This window comes from Pseudohaemophilus paraphrohaemolyticus, from assembly GCF_003253115.1.
GTDB lineage: Bacteria > Pseudomonadota > Gammaproteobacteria > Enterobacterales > Pasteurellaceae > Haemophilus_A > Haemophilus_A paraphrohaemolyticus_A.
This window is the reverse complement of the sequence record NZ_QEQF01000001.1, coordinates 154980-173787: the sequence shown is the minus strand read 5'-3', so window position 1 is coordinate 173787 and position 18808 is coordinate 154980. Positions and strand designations below refer to the sequence as shown.

The following is an 18808-nucleotide window of genomic DNA, read 5'->3' as shown; positions in this document are numbered from 1 at the left end:
AAAATACTAGAAATTTGATCGAATCAGATAGAAAATTTCGCTATTCGTTTTATGCTAAAGCCTAAATTCTTCTCGTTATGGTAGTCACGAATATGATGACCCAGTATCTAAAATCCCTTATCATAAAATTTCGGCGAGGATTGCATAAAAAACTTCGCCAAACGAATCGCATTTCACGCAAAAGTATTGAGTTTGCTTGCCTGCTTATCGGGGCGAGTTTTGTTTCACTTTCGTCATTAGGTTTTGCCAAATTAGCCGAACTTGGTTTGCATTGGAATAGCGTTTGGACAGCAAAATATCCGCTGGCTGCTTGGTTTGTTTTACCGCTTGGAATGGCGTTACTGGCGTGGTTTACTGCAAAATATACACCTTATGTATCGGGCAGTGGTATTCCGCAAGTGATTGCCTCAATGAGCCTGCCGCACGGTTCACTTAAAAGTCGATTAGTGACTTTGGGGCAGACGATTTGGAAAATTCCATTGACTTTTCTGGCAATGTTAATTGGGGCATCGGTGGGGCGTGAAGGCCCTTCAGTACAAGTGGGCGCTGCAGTAATGCTGGCTTGGGGGAATTTTTGCCATAAGCACGGATACGCATTCAAAGGTTTAACGGCAAACGAGCTGATGGCTGCGGGCGCGGGCGGTGGTTTGGCAGCTGCATTTAATGCACCGCTTGCAGGTGTGATTTTTGCGATTGAAGAATTAGGTCGAGGAATGGTGCTCCGTTGGGGAAGACGTGTTGTACTTGGCGTGCTTGCCTCAGGTTTTATTTTGGTGGCGATTGAAGGCAATAATCCCTATTTCCCGCAATATCAAGGGGCTACAACTGTGCCTAAAATGATTTTATGGGTTGCATTGTGCGGAGTGATTTGTGGCATTATAGGGGGATTATTTGCCCGCTTGTTGGCAAAAGGCGTGGCAGGCGTTTCGCCTGCTAAAATTCGTGGTTGGGTTCGTCGCCATCCTATTTATATGGCGTTAATGCTGGGGCTTATTCTTGCAGGATTAGGGCGTTATACTTCAGGACAAACTTACGGTACGGGCTATGAGGTCGTGAGTCGAGCATTGAATGGAGAGGTAATAGACCCGCAAGCGGTTGGAATTGCTAAACTTTTTGCAACGGTAACAACCTATTGGACTGGTATTGCAGGCGGGATTTTTACACCATCCTTAACTGTTGGTGCAGGCATTGGGGCGGAAATTGCAACGCTTACAGGTGGGATTGTCGATCAGCGTTTGTTGGTGTTGCTCTGTATGGCTGCTTTTCTTGCAGGCGGAACGCAATCCCCAATTACCGCCAGTGTCGTTGTGATGGAAATGACAGGAAGTCAGCCTGTATTATTTTGGGTGCTGGTCGGTAGCCTCATTGCTTCAATGGTCTCTCGTTATTTCTGCCCGAAACCGTTCTATCACTTCGCCGCAGGACGTTTCCGCCAACGCGTGCAAGAAGAGGCGAAAGAACAAAAAGATTGTTGATAAAACAATCACTTATTGCAAGTTTAAAAATTTTTTTACATTTTTTGAAAAAATAGTGAACTTTATAAAAATGACTTAGTCAGATAAATCGCTAACTGATTGAAATTATCAGCAAAGTTTTTTTCATTTTCTTAATAAGACCTCCGCCCGTTTTCGATTTTTGATTACGGGCTTTTTTTTGCGTATTTCATCGTGATTTCAATATGTTACAATAATGCCAATTATTTTAAGCAAGTGACATTCTATGAACAAAAACCAAACCTTCTTTTTCTACGATTACGAGAGTTTTGGCGTTAATCCTGCCTCGGATCGTCCCGCCCAATTTGCAGGTATTCGTACCGATAGCGATTTTAACATCATTGGCGAACCTGTGATGTTCTATTGTAAACAAACACCTGATTATCTGCCTGCCCCTGAAGCGGTAATGGTAACTGGGATTTTACCTCAACAATGCAATGCTGAAGGTTTATCTGAGCCTGAATTTTCGGCAAAAATTCATGCTGAATTTAGCCAACCTAATACTTGCGTAATCGGGTATAACAATATCCGTTATGATGATGAAATGACGCGTTATACCTTCTTTCGCAATTTTTTTGATCCTTATGAATACAGCTATAAAAACGGCAATTCGCGTTGGGATTTGTTAGATGTGGTACGCGCTTGTTATGCGTTACGCCCAGATGGAATCAATTGGGTAACAGATGAAGAGGGCATCCCTAATTTTAAATTGGAAAATCTTACCAGAGCGAATGGGATTGAGCACGAAAATGCCCACGATGCGATGGCGGATGTGTATGCAACCATTGCAATGACGAAATTGCTCAAAGAGAAACAGCCGAAATTGTTTGATTATTTCTTTGAACATCGTGGTAAAAAAGAAGTGGAAAGTTTGATAGATACAGGTGAAATGATACCGCTTGTACACGTATCTGGTATGCTTGGCAATTATCGCGGTAATACCGCGTGGGTAGTGCCGATTGAGTGGCATCCAACCAATAAAAATGCCGTCATTGTGTGCGATTTATCGGGCGATATTCAAGGTTTACTGAATGATGATGCCGAAGCCCTCAAAACTCGCCTTTACACCAAGCGTGAAAATTTAGCCGACAGCGAATTGCCTGTACCGTTGAAATTAGTGCATATTAATAAATGCCCAATTTTAGCCCCTGCAAAAGTACTTTTACCCGAAAATGCAGCTCGTTTAGGTATCGATCGCGAACGTTGTCTGCAAAATTTAAAAGCGTTAAAACAGCATAAAAGTTTATTACGCCAAAAAGTGAGCGAAATTTTTAGCGATGAACGCGCTTTTGCACCAAGTGAGAATGTGGAAACCACGCTTTATGATGGTTTTTTCTCGCCAGCAGATAAAAATAATATGGCAATTTTACGTACGCTTAAGCCCGAAGAGTTAGCGCATCACGGCTTAAAATTTTCCGATCCGCGTGTGGAACAATTGTTATTCCATTATCGTGCTCGCCATTATCCTGAAACCTTAACCCGAGCAGAGCAAGTTAAATGGCAGAAATATTGTAATCAGCAGATTGATGCCAAAGCAGAGCAGTTCGCCCAATCAATCGAAACGTTATCTCAAACTTATCACGATGACCCAGAAAAACTGCAATGGCTTGAGCAACTGATGGCTTATGCTGAAGAAATTTCAGAAGCGAAACCTGTTTATGTACAGGGAGAAACCATGCAACCGCATTTGGTGGATGATTTAAATAAAGTTGCTGAACAGGCAATGAGTAAAGAAGAGAAGTTAAAGCAGCTTAGGGCGTTGATTAAATAGCAAAATAAAGGGCGTGAATTTGATTTCACGCCCTTTATTTTAATGATGCACTGCAATAAACATCGCGATCATAAAACTCACAACAGAAAGCAAGTAGAATTTGATGGAATATGGCTGACCTTTCTTAAAGGCTTTTGCTGAAAAAATGATATAAAGCACGATAAATAAGAATTTGTCAAGCAGCCAACTTAATTCAGAGAAGGTGTAAACGCCTTCAGAAGTGTAGGCATAAACCACCGTTGCACCACTTAATAACAACAAAGTGTCGATAATATGCGGGGCGATTTTTAAGATTTTATATTGTCGCCAGTCGATTTGTCTTGCGCTTAACGCCCCACGCGTTAAAAGCAAAATCAGGCTTAAATAAGCAAAGCCAGCGTGGCTGTGAACAAGTTTTGGTAAGATGTCGAGCATTATGCCTCCGCAATTTCAGTTTTTAAGTATTGGAAAATATCACGATACGCTTTCGGCGGTTTATTCGCCTCTTTCTCTTTTTGCGCTGAGCGGATCAAGTTGCGTAAATGTTGGCGATCCAAATGAGGGTATTCATCCATTAAATGATTTAACGAGCTGTCGCCCATCGCAATAAGTTGATCACGTACAAGTTCTAGTTTGTGTAACAAAGCCTGCTGTTGATTGTGGCGATTTTTAACTTTATCCAATGCTTCTTGGATTGGTTCAGGATCGCGGTTGCGTAAAAGTTTGCCGATAAACTGAATTTGGCGACGGCGCGCTTCCAGCCTAAAACTTTGCGCTTGGCGAACTGCGTCTTTTAAATCTTCATCGAGTGGGATTTTTTCTAAATTTTGCGGGGTGAGTTCAATCAATTCCGCACCTAATTTTTTCAATTGCTCTGAATCGCGTTTAATTTCACTTTTACTGACCCAGATGATTTCCTCTTCTTCATCCGTCCAGTCGATTTCATTATGACGTTTTTTAGCCATTACATCTCCATTATCGCCCGTTCGGGCAGTTAAAATGCCGTTATTTTATCAGAGTTTTCAGGTAGAATATACGCCATTCCATTCATACAAGGTAAAACTATGTCTTTTATCACCAAACAAGAATTACAAACCCAAGAACAAGAACTCCGTCAAGCGGTCGAATTTGCCTTAAATTTTTCGAAAAAAGCAGGGGCAGAAGCCGAAGTCGGTGTCACCAAAGTGGCGGGGCTTTCTGTTTCTAGCCGTTTGGAACAGGTTGAAAATATCGAATTTAACAACGATGGCTCGCTTGGTATTTCGGTCTATTTAGGCAAACGCAAGGGCAATGCTTCGACTTCAGATTTACAACCCCAATCTATTCAACGAGCGGTCGAATCTGCATTAGCGATTGCAAAATACACTTCAGAAGATGAGTGTGCAGGCTTGGCAGATAAAGAATTGATGGCATTTGATGCACCTGATTTAGAGCTCTATCACCAAGCAGAGTTATCGGTAGACCAAGCGCTAGCCTTAGCGATTGAAGCGGAAAATGCCGCACTTAATGCGGATGAACAAATCGTCAATAGCGAAGGTGCAACTTTCAATTCACACAGCGGCGTTCGCGTGTATGGTAATACGCACGGAATGTTGCAAAGCAACCTTTCTAGCCGTTATTCGCTTTCGTGTAGCGTGATTGCCGCTCACGGCGAACAGCTTGAGCGTGATTATGAATACACTATTTCACGTGAGTTTGATAAGTTACAAGCTCCACAATGGGTGGGGCAGCAAGCAGCATTTAAAGCGGTTGATCGCCTTAATCCGCAAAAGATCAAAACGTGCGAAGTGCCTGTGATTTATTACAACGATGTCGCGACAGGCTTGATCGGGCATTTAGCTGGAGCAATCAGTGGTGGGGCGTTGTATCGCAAATCGAGCTTCTTACTCGATCACTTAGGCAAACAAGTGTTACCTGATTGGTTCGAAATTTCTGAACGTCCTTATTTATTGCGTCAGCTTGCTTCAACTGCATTCGATAGCGAAGGGGTAATAACGCAAAACCGCGAAATTATTAGCGATGGCGTGTTGCAAACCTATTTAATGACCAGCTATTCAGCCCGCAAAATGGGCTTAAAAAGCACCGGGCACGCGGGTGGCATTCACAACTGGCTTGTTAAACCAAACCGCACAGGTGGCTTGGATACGCTTTTAAAAGAGATGGATACGGGCTTGCTTTTAACCGAATTTTTAGGCTCGGCAATTAACCCCGTTACTGGCGAATATTCGCGTGGCGCGGCAGGTTTTTGGGTAGAGAAGGGAGAAATTCAATACCCCGTGGCAGAAATCACCGTTGCAGGGCAATTGCAAGAGATGTTCAATCAAATTATTGCTGTGGCAGATGATGTGGAGCACCGTTCCAATATCCAAACAGGTTCTATTTTGATTGAGAAAATGAAGATTTCAGGTGAGTAATAAAATGGGCGAATGAAAATTCTTTTGGCGTAATGCAAAAAAGAATTTGACTTTGATGTTAGGCTATGAAGGATTTGTAGCAGATGTAATGTAGGGGCGTGTAGAACACACCCTTTTTACATTTTCGGTCTATCAGGGCGTGTACAACACACCCCAGCGGCTGCTACTTCAACAACTCAAACAAAAATGCGACCCGCTGGGCGTCGCTGTTGCCGCTGGTGTAGCCGTAGGCATCATCAATGACATCATCAAGTGCAGCGTGGGCTTGCTTGAGGTTCATCGGCATGGTTTCAGGGTTGTAAAGTTGTGCCAAAGTCATTTTGGGGTGTGCTTTACGGGCGTCTAAAATTGCCTGTGCATATTCGCCGATGGTCGTTTTGGCTTCCTCGTCCACGTTTGGGAAGGGGAAGTTGTTATACACAATGGTGTTGGAATAGCGGTAATCACTTTTCAGGCGTCCTGCAACGGTACGCATAAATGCATTGTGCATAGTCGAACACAAAATACCGAAATGGTAAAGTGTTGTATTAGGGGCAATAAAAACATCGGTATTTGCAATTGTTTCATTATCTAAGAAATCTATTGGAATAAATGCTCGACGTTCAGAACTTGTACGAGGTATTCCAATAAACGTATTTTTAGGTTGTCGTTCTGAAAAGAACAAATGAGGTGTTTCAGCCGCTTTATTTGCTGCAACATTTGTACTATCCAAACGATGTTTTTTGCATTGATTTAAACGTTCTTTTATGAATTCATTATTTAAAATTTCCGAAGTGGCAAATTTTAACCATAAACAATAACGTTTATTATTGTTGATCATATCATCAGCACCTAAATATCGTTTGATATAAGGCTTTAATTCTGGATATTCTTTGATAATGCTTACTTTTTCTTCTTCATCAAGAATTAATGAGCCACCATCATTAATCATACTTCCATAGTGAATTTCTGGAACATCTGAAAGTACTTTTTTGCGGTTCTCAATTAAAATATTATCCGCTTCAACCAAATAAGGATTAATTCGTTTAACAGCCAAACATTTGCCTTTTTCTGCCGCAATATCGTCAGAATAATCCCAAATTTGTCCACGAAAGCCGAGTTTGGGTTTCATCAGTGAGAAGCCGATAATCACGCAATGCACGGCGGCAACGCCACTGCCTTCGTTCGACCATTTAAAGGTGCGGTGGGCAAAGCGAATGTGCAAACCTGCGTCTAACAGCGGTTGCCATAAAATCGCAACTTGTTCGCCTTGCGTAATAGAGTTGGTCGATACAAAAGCGGTTTGCACGTTGGTAAATTGCTGCATAAATTTGACCGCTTGAATGTACCAACCGCACACATAATCTAACGAGGCGAAGTTTTTGATGTTGCCCGCAATGCGTTTCATATCCTCTTTTTGGCTTGCTGATTGATAGGTTTTACCCAAAAACGGCGGATTGCCCACAATATAGCGGATATTTTTTGCGGTGGTTTCGCCCAGAATGGTTGCCCAATCTTGGCTTAGAGCGTTGATGCAATGAATATCGGCTCGGTTAGCAAGCGGAATTCGGCGGTAGCCTTCTTGGTAGCGACGGTTCATTTGGAGGTCGGTCAGCCACATTGCGACGGTGGCAATTTCGCAAGCGGCAGAGTCAATTTCAAAGCCGTGAAATTGATGCACATCGCAATAAGAAGACATCTGCTGCCCCGATTGCAGATCAAGTGCTTTGAGGGCTTGCATTTCGAGCAATCGCATTTCACGATAAGCAACGATTAAAAAATTACCGCAGCCACAAGCGGGGTCGAGAATTTGCAGCGTTTGCAATTTGGTAATGAAAGCGGTCAATTTCTTTGCGTCATTTTGCACTTGTTCAAATTCGGCTTTTAGATCGTTTAAAAAGAGCGGCTCAATGGCTCGGCGGATATTGCGTTCACTGGTGTAGTGAGCCCCAAAATCTCGACGATGTTGTGATTTTTTGCCGCTTTTTTTGTCTTTTTGGTTGTCGGCAGATTCCATAATATTTTGGAACAGTGTGCCGAAAATATCAGGTGAGATTTCACCCCAATCAAGCTCGCAGCAGTCGATCAATGCCGTTCGCATCGTGCTGTTGAAGATAAAACGCTGGGTTTTCTCCGCAAAAAGTTTTCCGTTAATATAAGGCAGTGATTTACGAAAGCCGTGATGTTCTTCCCATAATGGCTTGGCAGTTTGTTTGCGTTCGGTATCATTAGTATTGAGCCATTCGAATAAATCTTGCAGGCGATAGCCTAAATCTGCACCGTCCGCGGGCGAATTTTTAATGAAGTTTTCAAAGACGTTGGTTTCATCGAAGAGTTCGGTGTCGTCGGCAAATAGGCAGAAGAGTAAGCGAACCAACATGGTTTGCAGGTCTTTGCCGCTGTAGCCTTCGCTTAAAAAGGCATCGTGCAGGGCGGCAAGTTTTTCGGCGGCGGCGATGGTTAGGGCTTCGTTACGTTCAGCGATAATGCGTTCATAACCGCCCATAAAGGCAAGGGCTTCCACATTCGCACGGAAATCCGCAAGGGCGAATTTCACCGTTTTGCCTGGTAATTCGGTGGTAAAGCGATCGTTGAGTTCGTAAAGGTGCAGATTTTGGAAGTCTGAGACCAAAATATGACGGGGTTTGTCGCTTTCTTTTTCGAGTAACTGCACATAATGGAGGGCTTGTTCGAAGGCTTTATCTAAGTCTTCGCCTGCGGATTTCATTTCAATTAAAAGCAGACCTGGCAAAAACCCGTCGATGCGGTTAATGCCACGTCGGTTGGCTTTTTTGACGCGGCGTTCAAAATCGACTGAGTGCAGCCAGTTCACGCCGTAAACCATACAGAGTGCGTTGATAAATTTCTGCGCTTCGCCCATTTCATATTGGGCATTTGCAAATGTTTTGGAAAATTCGTCCGCTTGTTGTTGCAGATGGGCGAGTTGCTCTTGGGTAAGTGGGGTTTGAGTCATCATGTTGTGTAGGTTAGGATAAATGGGGGTATTTTACTTGGAATTTACTAGACAAATCTATCCTTCCTCGCTAGGATCGAGCCATTTTTTTATGATGACACAATTTTTATGCAATCCGAAACCAACCAACCTTTAGAACATCATCCTTTTAATCCAATCTTACCGTCACAAGCAAAAGTGGTGATGATGGGCACGTTTCCGCCTACCGATGAGAAACGTTGTATGGAATTTCATTATCCAAATTTTCAAAACGATATGTGGCGAATTATGGGCGAAGTGTTTTATGGCGATAAAGATCATTTTCGCGTAGGTGATGAAAAGCGATTCGACCCAGTGCGAATTGAGGCATTTTTGCGAGAGAAGGGGATTGCACTTTGTTCTTCGGCGAAAACGGCAATTCGGTTGCGCGGTAATGCGGCAGATAAAGATTTAAAAATTGTTGAGCCTGTTGATATGGACGAGCTTCTGATTGATTTGCCAAAAGTAGAATGGCTTTTTACCACAGGCGGATTAGCGACGGAAACCTTACTCGGTTTATTGCCAGAAAAAGTAAAACCACCGAAAACGAATGAGTGGATTGATTACCCTTATTCTGCAAATCGTCCACTCAAATTATACCGCTTGCCGTCCACTTCTCGGGCTTATCCGCTCAAATTTGAAAAAAAAGTGGAGGCTTATCAAACCTTTTTCAAAATGGTGGGACTGATTTAATGAAATACGATTTACACTCACACAGCACCGCTTCAGATGGCTTATTAACACCCACCAAATTGGTCAATCGAGCCGTTGAGCAAGGTGTAGAAATGCTGGCTTTAACCGACCACGATACCGTGGCAGGCATTGCTGAAGCGAAGCTTGTGGCTCAAAATCAGGCGATTCGTTTTATTAGCGGTGTGGAAGTTTCGATTGTTTGGCAAGAGAAGAGCATTCATCTTGCCGCACTGAATGTGGATGAAACACATCCTGAATTAGTGGCGTTATTGGATAATCAGGCGGTATTACGCGAACAACGAGCGGTCGAAATTAGCGAAAAACTTGCAAAGGCGGGGATTCCAAATGCCTACGAAGGGGCAAAAAAATTAGCCAGCGGTGAAGTGACACGTGCGCATTATGGGCGTTTTTTGCTTGAGCAAGAATATGTGCGTAATATCGAACACGCCTTCAAAAAATATTTGGGGCAAGGCAAACCCGCTTATGTAAAGCCGATGTGGTGTGAAATGCAAGAGGCTATTGAGACCGTACATCAAGCAGGCGGTGTGATTTCTATTGCGCATCCACTTCGCTATAAAATGACGGGGCGTTGGGTGCGTCGTTTGATTGAAGATTTCAAACAAGCAGGCGGCGATGGTATTGAGGTCGCCGGCTGTGGACAAACTCCAGACCAACGCCAATTGATTACCCGCTGGGCGAAAGAGTTTGATTTGTATGCCTCTGGTGGCTCAGACTTTCATTATCCAACAGGTTGGATTGAGTTAGGAAGAGGATTAACCCTCCCGCAAGAATGCAAGCCGATTTGGGCGTTGTTTTAGATAAAAAGGCAGGTCATCATCGTGATCTGCCTTTATCTTTGTGCATTAGCTCATCGTATTATTATTTGCAAATTACAGCCACTTTTCAGCCGCTTGTTGGTCGCTTTCACGCCCTTCAATCCAGCGTTCGCCGTGATTGGTAGTTTCACGCTTCCAGAATGGGGCTTTGGTTTTGAGGTAGTCCATAATAAACTCGTTAGCGGCGTAAGCATTGCCACGATGGGCAGAACTCACACCCACAAGCACGATTTCATCACCTGTGTAAAGTTGTCCGATGCGATGAATTACTGCAATGCGTTGTAATTCCCAACGGCTACGGGCTTCTTCGACAATTTCGTGCAAGGCTTTTTCGGTCATTGCAGGGTAGTGTTCCAGATATAAGCCTGACACATCATCGCCTAAATTCATTTCTCGCACTTTACCAACAAAAATGGTACTTGCCCCAACCGAGTGGTGTTCGCTAAGCCAGTGGTAAACTTCGTTCTGATCGAAAGGTTCAGTTTGTACTTTTACGAGTGTGCTGTTCATTTTAGCCTCCAGTCACAGGTGGGAAGAATGCCACTTCATCGCCATCTTTAATACTTGCAGAAAGTGGGGCAATGCTTTGGTTGATTGCGACCAATAATTTGCCTGCTTTTAAGGCTAACGCCCACTTGCTGCCTTGTTCAGCTAAGTGATGTCGTAACGCTTCTGCGGTCTCAAATTGTGTTTCTACTTCTAATTTATCTAGGCCTACCAATTCACGAGTTTGGGCGAAAAAAAGTACGGTAATCATCTGTTTCTCCTATTTCGCAACAAAATCGCCTGATTTACCACCGCTTTTACTGAGCAAGCGAACTTGCTCAATTACCATATCTTTTTGCACGGCTTTGCACATATCGTAAATGGTCAGTGCCGCCACGCTTGCCGCAGTTAAGGCTTCCATTTCTACGCCTGTTTTGCCTGTGAGTTTGCAGATCGATTCAATGCGAACTTGGTTGGTTTCGGGTAAGGCTTCAAGTGAAATTTCCACTTTCGAAAGCATTAGTGGATGGCAGAGCGGAATTAAATCCCAAGTGCGTTTTGCTGCTTGAATGCCTGCAATGCGAGCCGTGGCAAAAACATCGCCTTTATGGTGGTTGCCAGAAATAATCATCTGTAACGTTTCAGGGTTCATTCGGATAAAGGCTTCAGCACGAGCTTCGCGCACGGTTTCTTGCTTCATTGAAACATCGACCATATTGGCTTCGCCGTTTTGATTGATATGAGTAAATTGTGTCATAGTAAGAATTTTATTTAAAAATAATATAGCTGTTGTAAGGGCGTAGCAACACGTCCCTACAAGGGAATTAACCGCCAATTGAGGCTAAATTATTGCGAATGCCACTATCGCCAATGTGCAAGTAGTGATGTTCTCGTTTTCCTTGCAAGGCAGATTTTAAACGCATTTCAAGCTGTAATTTTTGCTCATCAGATTGCAATAAATCGCGAATATCCACGCCTTCCTCGCCAAATAAACAGAGGTGCAATTTGCCTGTAGCAGAAACTCGTAGGCGGTTACAGCTAGCACAAAACGATTTTTCATAAGGCATAATCAAGCCAATTTCGCCCAAATAATCGGGGTGAGAAAGTACTTTCGCTGGCCCATCAGAAAGTGATTTCGGTTGTAATGTCCAGCCTTCTTGCAACAGGCGTTGCAGAATAGATTGCCCCGAAAGATGTTGTGTTTTGAAGAAATCATCCATTTCGCCCGTTTCCATCAGCTCGATAAATCGCATTTGAATAGGTTGATATTTGATCCAAGTAAGGAATTTGTCCAACTCCGGCAAGGTATATTGCTTCATCAGCACCGCATTCACTTTGACTTTTTTGTAGCCTACGGCAAAGGCTTTATTGATCCCTGTTAAGATTGATTGCAACTTGTTTTCGCCGGTAATCAGTTGGAATTGTCGAGGATCGAGGCTATCTACGCTCACATTAATGTCGGTTATGCCCGCTTCTCGCCAAAAGGAAACATCCTTTTCCATACGGTAACCGTTAGTGGTTAGTGCTACTTTACGGATGCCTTGTGTTTGGGCGATAGTATGGGCAATTTCGAGGAAATCTTTGCGTAAGGTCGGTTCGCCGCCTGTAATGCGGATTTTTTCTGTGCCAAGTGAAGCAAAAGCATTCGCAACCCGCTGAATTTCGGGTAGCGTTAAAAACGTTTGCTTATGAGCAGGGGGCTGATAGCCATCAGGCAAGCAGTAGGTACAACGAAAATTGCAAACATCCGTAATCGAAAGTCGCAGATAGGTATATTGACGCTGAAAGCGATCAACTAAGCCAGAAATCACATTTTCGCCGTCATTACCTACATTTTTAATAGGAATAATCGGACTTTGCATAAAAAAGACACCTTTCTAAACACGAGTGGATCGTTCATTTCTTTGCGAACCATTGAGCAATTTCTTGCTACTGGCGAGTTTGCCATATCCAATATTAGGTATAGAACTTAGGCAAGCAAGCTCGGAGTCATAAAAAATATAAAAGTAAAAATCGACTGTATTTTAATGGAGTTGAGAAATAACGCAATAGCCAGCAAGCGATAGATTTTGAAAAGTTTTTTGCAAAAGGTAGATTCGCAAAGAAAAAGCGTTTTATAATACGGACGTTTACTGATTTAACAAAAACTTAACGAGAACCCGATGAAAAACAAATTCTTAGCTTTTAGTGCCTTTAGTGGCTTTTTCTGTATCGCACTGGGTGCGTTTGCCGCTCACGGCTTACAAAATGTACTTGAACCCAAAGAACTTGCTTGGATTCAAACAGGTATTCAATATCAAGTTTTCCACACGCTCGCCTTGCTTGCATTAGGTTTATTCCAAATTGCAAATCACCTGCAAAATCCGCCCGCTTGTCGAGCAAAAGCCTTTAATATCATTGGCGGAAGTTGGATTTTAGGCATCCTGCTTTTCAGCGGTAGTCTTTACAGCCTTGCATTTACTGGCGTAAAAGGTTTTGCGTGGTCAACCCCGATTGGTGGTATCTTCTTTATGATCGGTTGGGCGGCTCTTTTTTACATTAGCGTGAGAACTCGAAAATAATGAACAAGCTTGCGTTATATTGCCGTGCTGGCTTTGAAAAAGAGATGGCCGGCGAAATTACCGAAAAAGCGGCGGAATTAGGCGTGTTTGGTTTCGCTAATTTGAAAGAGAATAGTGGTTATGTGATCTTCGAATGCTATCAAGCAGGCGATGCTGATAGGTTAGCACGTGAACTAAAATTCAATCAACTCATTTTCGCCCGACAAATGATTGTTGTGGGAGATTTGTTGCAAAATTTACCCGAAAATGACCGAATTTCCCCTATTATTGAGCAATATCGGGCGTTAAACCCTTGCAACAGTAGTGATATTTTCGTGGAAACGCCAGACACAAACGAAGCGAAAGAGCTTCTCACCTTCTGCCGAAAATTTACTGTGCCGTTGCGTAATCAGCTCAAAAAACAGGGCTGGTTAGGAAAATTGGAACAGGCAAAGGGTAGCGTGAGCTTGCATATTTTGTTTGTACGTTCGGGTTGTTGTTATGTGGGCTATGCCTATAATGATAACTGTTCACCATTTTTTATGGGTATTCCGCGTTTAAAATTCCCTGCTGATGCACCAAGCCGTTCCACGTTGAAATTAGAAGAGGCAATTTTAACTTTTGTGCCACAAGCCGAAGAGAAAAAACGCTTTACTGAAGAGATGACGGGTGTCGATTTAGGCGCTTGCCCAGGTGGTTGGACGTATCAGCTTGTCAAGCGAGGCTTGTTTGTTTATGCGGTCGATCACGGTAAAATGGCGGCAAGCCTGCACGATACAGGACGGATTGAGCATTGTGCGGAAGATGGTTTTAAATTCCAACCGCCGAAACGCAAGCAGATCGATTGGCTCGTGTGTGATATGGTAGAACAGCCAATTCGTATCAGCAAATTGATGGCAAAATGGCTTATCAATGGTTGGTGTCGTGAGACGATTTTTAACCTTAAATTGCCTATGAAAAAACGTTATCAAGAAGTGCAACTTTGCTTGAATTACTTTGAAGAAGAGCTCACAAAACAAGGGTTCTGGTTTAGAATTCAGGCGAAACATCTTTATCACGACCGTGAGGAGATTACGGTGCACGTAACAATTTTAGGAAAAAAGAATTAGTCGTCTATATTTAAAAAAATAAGGTGGGAGATCCCACCTTTGTTTTACTCAACCCATTCAATTACTTCTTCAGTAGGCTTGCGATACTTCTTCTTAATCTCTTTGGCACGATAACCAAAAGTAACCATACAAGAAACTCCCCATTCATTTGGATCGAATAAACCCTCTTCGGCTAGAATACGATTCACTTCAGGGTAACTAAAGCCTTCAATTGGACAGGAATCAATGCCAATCAGTGCTGCGCCTGTCATCATATTACCCAACGCTATATAGGTCTGTTTACTACACCAATCAAATAAAGTACGCTCACTTTCTAAGATTTGAATATCATCAGTTTGGAAAGTTTTATAACGAGCAATCGTTGCGCTCATCTGCTCAGGCGTTAAGCCTCTTTTTTCAAGCGAAGTTCGGAAAAACTCGCTATCAAAACGGGCATTTTTCTTCGCTAAAATGACAACCAAATGGCTCATCTCATTCATCGGGTGTTTAATACCCCATGAAACAGGTGCGATTTTCTCTCGAATTGTCACATTTTGTAGTACCAAAAATTTCCACGGTTCAGAACCTACCGAACTTGGTGAAAGGCGCCCGAGTTCTAAAATATAATCCATGTCTTCACGGCTAATTTTGCGTGTAGGATCGTAAGCACGGCACGCTGCACGAAAATGAAAAGCGTCTAAAACTTGTTGTTTTTCAATTGACATAATTCTCCTCGATTTTATTTAAAATGGATTTTGTGATCATAAGGCATAATAAATGACTTTGCAAAAACCTTCCAGCCATTTTGGTGGGGCACATAATGGCTTGTTAGCAGACAAAGAGTGGAAAACAATATTTGCTGTAGCGAAGAAAAAGGCTGCTTAAGCTAACCACTTGAAATTTGTTTAAAAGCAAATAACCCTTGATTTAAAAGGAAAAATTTGTGCTTGAACTTATCTTCACGTTTACATTCCGTCTGCAAAGTATTATTATCTCTACAATTTTTCATCAGTAATTTTAGAGGATAGAATGCAAAACTTAGAAAGTTTGGTAGCACAGGCGGTTGAAGCGGTAAATGCTGCTTCTGATGTGGCTGCACTTGAAGCATTAAAAGTAGAATATTTTGGCAAAAAAGGGCATTTCACGGCGTTAATGCAAGGCTTGCGTGATGTGCCTGCAGAAGAGCGTCCCGCAGTAGGGCAAAAAATCAATGATGCAAAACAAATTGCACAAAATGCGTTAAATGAGAAAAAAGAAGCATTAGAAACGGCAGAGTTAAACGCAAAATTAGTGAGCGAGAGCATTGATGTTTCTTTACCTGGTCGTAAAACTGAATTGGGCGGTTTACATCCTGTTTCTATTACGATTGAGCGTGTGGTGAAATTCTTCTCTGAATTAGGTTTTACCGTGGCGAACGGTCCTGAAGTGGAAAGCGATTACTACAACTTTGATGCGTTAAATATTCCTGCACACCACCCCGCACGTGCTGATCACGATACTTTCTGGTTTGATGCAAACCGTCTATTACGCACCCAAACATCGGGTGTGCAGATTCGTACGATGGAAAAAGTCCAACCACCACTTCGCATTGTGGCACCAGGTCGTGTGTATCGTAACGACTACGACCAAACCCACACCCCAATGTTCCACCAAATTGAATTGCTTTATGTGGATAAAAAAGCGAACTTTACCGAGCTAAAAGGTTTAATCCACGACTTCTTAAAAGCGTTCTTCGAAGAAGATTTACAAGTGCGTTTCCGCCCGTCATTCTTCCCATTCACCGAGCCTTCAGCAGAAGTGGACGTAATGCGTCAAAATGGTAAATGGCTAGAAGTATTAGGCTGCGGTATGGTTCATCCGAATGTGTTACGCAACGTGGGTATTGACCCTGAAGAATACAGTGGTTTCGCCGTCGGTATGGGCGTGGAGCGTTTAACTATGTTACGTTATAACGTGACTGATTTACGTTCATTCTTTGAGAACGATCTGCGTTTCTTGAAACAGTTTAAATAACGCTTCACTAAAATCTTCCCTACTCCCTCTTTTTCAAAGAGGGAGTAGGGGAGATTTGATAACGATGTTTATCATATACAAGCGGTAAAATTCCGCAAAGATTTTACAAAATTGGAAAGGATATAAAATGAAATTCAATGAATCTTGGTTGCGTGAGTGGGTGAACCCTGCGATTTCAACGGAACAGCTGTGTGACCAAATTACGATGTTAGGTTTAGAAGTGGATGGCGTTGAGCCTGTGGCAGGCGAGTTCACAGGCGTGGTGATTGGTGAAGTAGTAGAGTGTGCACAACATCCTGATGCAGATAAATTACGCGTAACTAAAGTGAACGTAGGCTGTGATCGCTTATTAGATATCGTATGCGGTGCACCAAACTGTCGTTTAGGCTTGAAAGTGGCTTGTGCAACAGAAGGGGCAGTGTTACCTGGTGATTTCAAAATTAAGAAAACTAAATTACGTGGTCAGCCATCGGAAGGGATGCTTTGCTCGTTCTCTGAATTAGGGATTAAAGAAGATCATAGTGGTATTATTGAGTTACCAGCTGATGCACCAATCGGCACAGATTTCCGTGAATACTTAAACTTAAACGATGTGGCAATCGAAATTAGCTTAACACCAAATCGAGCAGACTGCTTAAGCATTGCTGGTATTGCGCGTGAAGTGGGCGTAATTAACCGTGCAGAAGTGAAAGCACCAGCAATTGAAGCTGTGCCTGCAACCATTGCCGATAAAGTGGCAGTTGAATTACAAGCCCCAGAGGCTTGCCCACGTTATTTAGCGCGTGTGGTAAAAAACGTGAACGTGAAGGCTGCATCGCCATTATGGTTACAGGAAAAATTACGCCGTTGTGGTATTCGTTCTATCGATCCAATTGTAGACATCACAAACTTGAGCTTGCTTGAGTTAGGTCAGCCAATGCACGCTTTTGATGCGGCTAAAATTGATGGTGCAATTCAAGTACGTATGGCGAAAGCAGACGAAGAATTAGTGTTATTAGACGGCACAACGGCAAAATTACAGTCGAATACACTTGTAATTGCTGATAGCAAAGGCGCATTAGCACTGGCGGGAATTTTCGGCGGTGAAGCCAGTGGCGTGAATGAAGAAACCAAAGATGTGGTATTAGAAGCCGCATTCTTTGCACCACTTGCGATTACGGGACGTGCACGTCAATACGGCTTACACACCGATGCTTCACATCGCTTTGAGCGAGGGGTTGATCCTGAATTAACACGTCAAGCAATGGAACGTGCAACCGCGTTATTATTAGAAATTTGTGGCGGTGAAGCGGGTGAAATTGTGGAAGCCGTTGCAAAAGAACATTTACCAACTCGCCAAACCGTGAGCCTACGCCGTAGCAAATTAGATGCGGTGATCGGACACCATATCGAAGATGAAATCGTGACCGATATTCTCACTCGCTTAGGCTTGAATGTTACCTTCGCGAATAACACTTGGACAGCGGTTTCCCCAAGCTGGCGTTTTGATATTGAAATTGAAGAAGATTTGATCGAAGAAGTAGCACGTATTTACGGCTACAACAACATTCCAAATAATTCGCCATTAGCACACCTTGAAATGAAAGGCACACCAGAGAAGTTATTGGAAGCATCTCGTGTGCGTACAGCATTAGTAGATAGCGATTATCAAGAGGTGATTACCTATAGTTTCGTTGACCCGAAAGTGCAACAATTATTACACCCAGATCAAGAAGCGTTAATTCTGCCAAATCCAATTTCAAGTGAAATGTCGGCAATGCGTGTGTCGCTGTTAACAGGCTTGCTTGAAACAATCATGTACAATCAAAATCGCCAACAAAATCGCGTGCGTATTTTTGAGGGCGGCTTACGCTTTATTCCTGATGCAAATGCAGAATTAGGCGTGCGTCAAGAAGCTGTATTTGCAGCAGCTATCGTGGGAGATAAACGTGCAACCCATTGGGAAAATAAAGCTGAATCGGTAGATTTCTTCGACTTAAAAGGCGATTTAGAACGCGTGCTTTCTTTAACAGCGAGACGTCAAGATCTGCAATTTGTGGCAAAATCGTTCCCAGCTTTACACCCAGGTCAATCGGCTGCAATTATGCTTGATGGTAAAGAAATCGGCTTTATTGGTACTGTTCATCCTTCAATCGTGCAAAAACTGGGCATTAAAGGCAAACCTGTAGTGTTTGAATTATTAGCTTCAGCAATTTCAGAACGCCCTGTGCCAGCAGCGAAAGAGATTTCTAAATTCCCCGCGAATAATCGAGACATTGCGGTAGTAGTTGATGAAACTGTTGCAGCGGGCGAAGTACTTGAAACTTGCCGTAAAGCAGGTGGAGAAAAATTGGTTGGCGTGAATTTATTTGACGTTTACCAAGGCACAAATCTTGCCGAAGGTAAGAAAAGTTTAGCGATTAGCTTAACGATTCAAGACACCGAAAAAACGTTAGAAGAAGACGAAATTAATGCGGTAATGCAAGCAGTTTTAGCAACACTTGCAGGACGTTTTAATGCGGTACTTCGTGACTAATTCGTAAAA

17 protein-coding genes and 1 riboswitch are annotated in these 18808 nt (G+C 42.9%); of the genes, 9 read left to right on the top strand and 8 right to left on the bottom strand.

Going from position 1 to position 18808, the window contains the following annotated elements; all coding sequences use genetic code 11:
- Nucleotides 1-92: 92 nt before the first annotated feature.
- Together DPV92_RS00720 and sbcB are read left to right on the top strand one after the other, a co-directional pair.
- Complete coding sequence (locus tag DPV92_RS00720) at nucleotides 93-1475, top strand: chloride channel protein (RefSeq protein WP_192574154.1); 1383 nt, start codon at nucleotides 93-95, stop codon at nucleotides 1473-1475.
- Between the two features lie 244 nt (nucleotides 1476-1719).
- Nucleotides 1720-3264, top strand: coding sequence for an exodeoxyribonuclease I (gene sbcB, locus DPV92_RS00715; protein ID WP_111353187.1), 1545 nt, complete (start codon nucleotides 1720-1722; stop codon nucleotides 3262-3264).
- Between the two features lie 39 nt (nucleotides 3265-3303).
- On the opposite strand, the gene DPV92_RS00710 is transcribed toward sbcB, so the two are convergent.
- Together DPV92_RS00710 and yjgA are read right to left on the bottom strand one after the other, a co-directional pair.
- Complete coding sequence (locus tag DPV92_RS00710; RefSeq protein ID WP_111353185.1) at nucleotides 3304-3678, bottom strand: SirB2 family protein; 375 nt, start codon at nucleotides 3676-3678, stop codon at nucleotides 3304-3306.
- Entirely contained in the window at nucleotides 3678-4208 is a 531-nt protein-coding gene (yjgA, locus tag DPV92_RS00705; RefSeq protein WP_005709848.1) for a ribosome biogenesis factor YjgA, read from the bottom strand. Before yjgA ends, DPV92_RS00710 begins: the two co-directional genes overlap by 1 nt.
- A 99-nt stretch (nucleotides 4209-4307) precedes the next feature.
- On the opposite strand from yjgA, the gene pmbA reads away from it, so the two are divergent.
- Nucleotides 4308-5657, top strand: coding sequence for a metalloprotease PmbA (gene pmbA / locus DPV92_RS00700; protein ID WP_111353183.1), 1350 nt, complete (start codon nucleotides 4308-4310; stop codon nucleotides 5655-5657).
- Nucleotides 5658-5820: 163 nt separating this feature from the next.
- Here pmbA and DPV92_RS00695 read toward each other — a convergent pair whose 3' ends face one another.
- Complete coding sequence (locus DPV92_RS00695; RefSeq protein ID WP_111353180.1) at nucleotides 5821-8613, bottom strand: DNA methyltransferase; 2793 nt, start codon at nucleotides 8611-8613, stop codon at nucleotides 5821-5823.
- Between the two features lie 105 nt (nucleotides 8614-8718).
- Between DPV92_RS00695 and DPV92_RS00690 the strand changes: the two genes are divergently transcribed.
- Nucleotides 8719-9321 (top strand): DNA glycosylase, encoded by a 603-nt coding sequence (locus tag DPV92_RS00690; RefSeq protein WP_111353178.1) that lies wholly within the window; start codon nucleotides 8719-8721, stop codon nucleotides 9319-9321.
- Nucleotides 9321-10139: a PHP domain-containing protein gene (locus DPV92_RS00685; protein WP_111353176.1), complete on the top strand. Its 819-nt coding sequence runs from the start codon at nucleotides 9321-9323 to the stop codon at nucleotides 10137-10139. Before DPV92_RS00690 ends, DPV92_RS00685 begins: the two co-directional genes overlap by 1 nt.
- A 72-nt stretch (nucleotides 10140-10211) precedes the next feature.
- Here DPV92_RS00685 and moaE read toward each other — a convergent pair whose 3' ends face one another.
- The 4 genes from moaE to moaA form a co-directional block, all read right to left on the bottom strand.
- The gene (moaE, locus tag DPV92_RS00680) at nucleotides 10212-10667 is read right to left on the bottom strand and encodes a molybdopterin synthase catalytic subunit MoaE (RefSeq protein ID WP_111353174.1); all 456 of its coding nucleotides are present in this window, start codon (nucleotides 10665-10667) and stop codon (nucleotides 10212-10214) included.
- Nucleotide 10668: 1 nt separating this feature from the next.
- Nucleotides 10669-10914, bottom strand: a complete 246-nt coding sequence (gene moaD / locus DPV92_RS00675) for a molybdopterin synthase sulfur carrier subunit (RefSeq protein ID WP_111353172.1) — start codon at nucleotides 10912-10914, stop codon at nucleotides 10669-10671.
- 9 nt (nucleotides 10915-10923) lie between these two features.
- Nucleotides 10924-11400 carry a cyclic pyranopterin monophosphate synthase MoaC gene (moaC, locus tag DPV92_RS00670; protein ID WP_111353170.1) on the bottom strand — a complete coding sequence of 159 codons (477 nt, stop codon included), beginning with the start codon at nucleotides 11398-11400 and terminating at the stop codon, nucleotides 10924-10926.
- Nucleotides 11401-11467: 67 nt separating this feature from the next.
- Nucleotides 11468-12505, bottom strand: a complete 1038-nt coding sequence (gene moaA, locus DPV92_RS00665) for a GTP 3',8-cyclase MoaA (protein WP_111353168.1) — start codon at nucleotides 12503-12505, stop codon at nucleotides 11468-11470.
- Nucleotides 12498-12644: riboswitch (molybdenum cofactor riboswitch) on the bottom strand. Its footprint overlaps the gene before it by 8 nt.
- Nucleotides 12645-12805: 161 nt before the next feature.
- Here moaA and DPV92_RS00660 point away from each other — a divergent pair.
- Together DPV92_RS00660 and rlmM are read left to right on the top strand one after the other, a co-directional pair.
- Nucleotides 12806-13204 carry a DUF423 domain-containing protein gene (locus DPV92_RS00660; protein WP_111353166.1) on the top strand — a complete coding sequence of 133 codons (399 nt, stop codon included), beginning with the start codon at nucleotides 12806-12808 and terminating at the stop codon, nucleotides 13202-13204.
- Nucleotides 13204-14292, top strand: coding sequence for a 23S rRNA (cytidine(2498)-2'-O)-methyltransferase RlmM (gene rlmM, locus DPV92_RS00655; RefSeq protein ID WP_111353164.1), 1089 nt, complete (start codon nucleotides 13204-13206; stop codon nucleotides 14290-14292). Before DPV92_RS00660 ends, rlmM begins: the two co-directional genes overlap by 1 nt.
- Before the next feature lie 44 nt (nucleotides 14293-14336).
- On the opposite strand, the gene DPV92_RS00650 is transcribed toward rlmM, so the two are convergent.
- A complete protein-coding gene (locus DPV92_RS00650; protein WP_192574167.1) occupies nucleotides 14337-14999 on the bottom strand; it encodes an NAD(P)H-dependent oxidoreductase in 663 nt (220 codons plus the stop codon).
- Between the two features lie 301 nt (nucleotides 15000-15300).
- Between DPV92_RS00650 and pheS the strand changes: the two genes are divergently transcribed.
- Together pheS and pheT are read left to right on the top strand one after the other, a co-directional pair.
- Nucleotides 15301-16284, top strand: coding sequence for a phenylalanine--tRNA ligase subunit alpha (pheS, locus tag DPV92_RS00645; RefSeq protein WP_111353160.1), 984 nt, complete (start codon nucleotides 15301-15303; stop codon nucleotides 16282-16284).
- A 127-nt stretch (nucleotides 16285-16411) separates the two neighbouring features.
- On the top strand, nucleotides 16412-18799 hold the full coding sequence (gene pheT, locus DPV92_RS00640; protein WP_111353158.1) for a phenylalanine--tRNA ligase subunit beta: 2388 nt from the start codon (nucleotides 16412-16414) through the stop codon (nucleotides 18797-18799).
- The last annotated feature ends 9 nt before the right edge of the window (nucleotides 18800-18808 follow it).

Coding starts and splice junctions, on each gene's coding strand:
- DPV92_RS00720 (WP_192574154.1), top strand. CDS start 93: ATGATGACCCAGTATCTAAAATCCCTTATCATAAAATTTCGGCGAGGA.
- sbcB (WP_111353187.1), top strand. CDS start 1,720: ATGAACAAAAACCAAACCTTCTTTTTCTACGATTACGAGAGTTTTGGC.
- DPV92_RS00710 (WP_111353185.1), bottom strand. CDS start 3,678: ATGCTCGACATCTTACCAAAACTTGTTCACAGCCACGCTGGCTTTGCT.
- yjgA (WP_005709848.1), bottom strand. CDS start 4,208: ATGGCTAAAAAACGTCATAATGAAATCGACTGGACGGATGAAGAAGAG.
- pmbA (WP_111353183.1), top strand. CDS start 4,308: ATGTCTTTTATCACCAAACAAGAATTACAAACCCAAGAACAAGAACTC.
- DPV92_RS00695 (WP_111353180.1), bottom strand. CDS start 8,613: ATGATGACTCAAACCCCACTTACCCAAGAGCAACTCGCCCATCTGCAA.
- DPV92_RS00690 (WP_111353178.1), top strand. CDS start 8,719: ATGCAATCCGAAACCAACCAACCTTTAGAACATCATCCTTTTAATCCA.
- DPV92_RS00685 (WP_111353176.1), top strand. CDS start 9,321: ATGAAATACGATTTACACTCACACAGCACCGCTTCAGATGGCTTATTA.
- moaE (WP_111353174.1), bottom strand. CDS start 10,667: ATGAACAGCACACTCGTAAAAGTACAAACTGAACCTTTCGATCAGAAC.
- moaD (WP_111353172.1), bottom strand. CDS start 10,914: ATGATTACCGTACTTTTTTTCGCCCAAACTCGTGAATTGGTAGGCCTA.
- moaC (WP_111353170.1), bottom strand. CDS start 11,400: ATGACACAATTTACTCATATCAATCAAAACGGCGAAGCCAATATGGTC.
- moaA (WP_111353168.1), bottom strand. CDS start 12,505: ATGCAAAGTCCGATTATTCCTATTAAAAATGTAGGTAATGACGGCGAA.
- DPV92_RS00660 (WP_111353166.1), top strand. CDS start 12,806: ATGAAAAACAAATTCTTAGCTTTTAGTGCCTTTAGTGGCTTTTTCTGT.
- rlmM (WP_111353164.1), top strand. CDS start 13,204: ATGAACAAGCTTGCGTTATATTGCCGTGCTGGCTTTGAAAAAGAGATG.
- pheS (WP_111353160.1), top strand. CDS start 15,301: ATGCAAAACTTAGAAAGTTTGGTAGCACAGGCGGTTGAAGCGGTAAAT.
- pheT (WP_111353158.1), top strand. CDS start 16,412: ATGAAATTCAATGAATCTTGGTTGCGTGAGTGGGTGAACCCTGCGATT.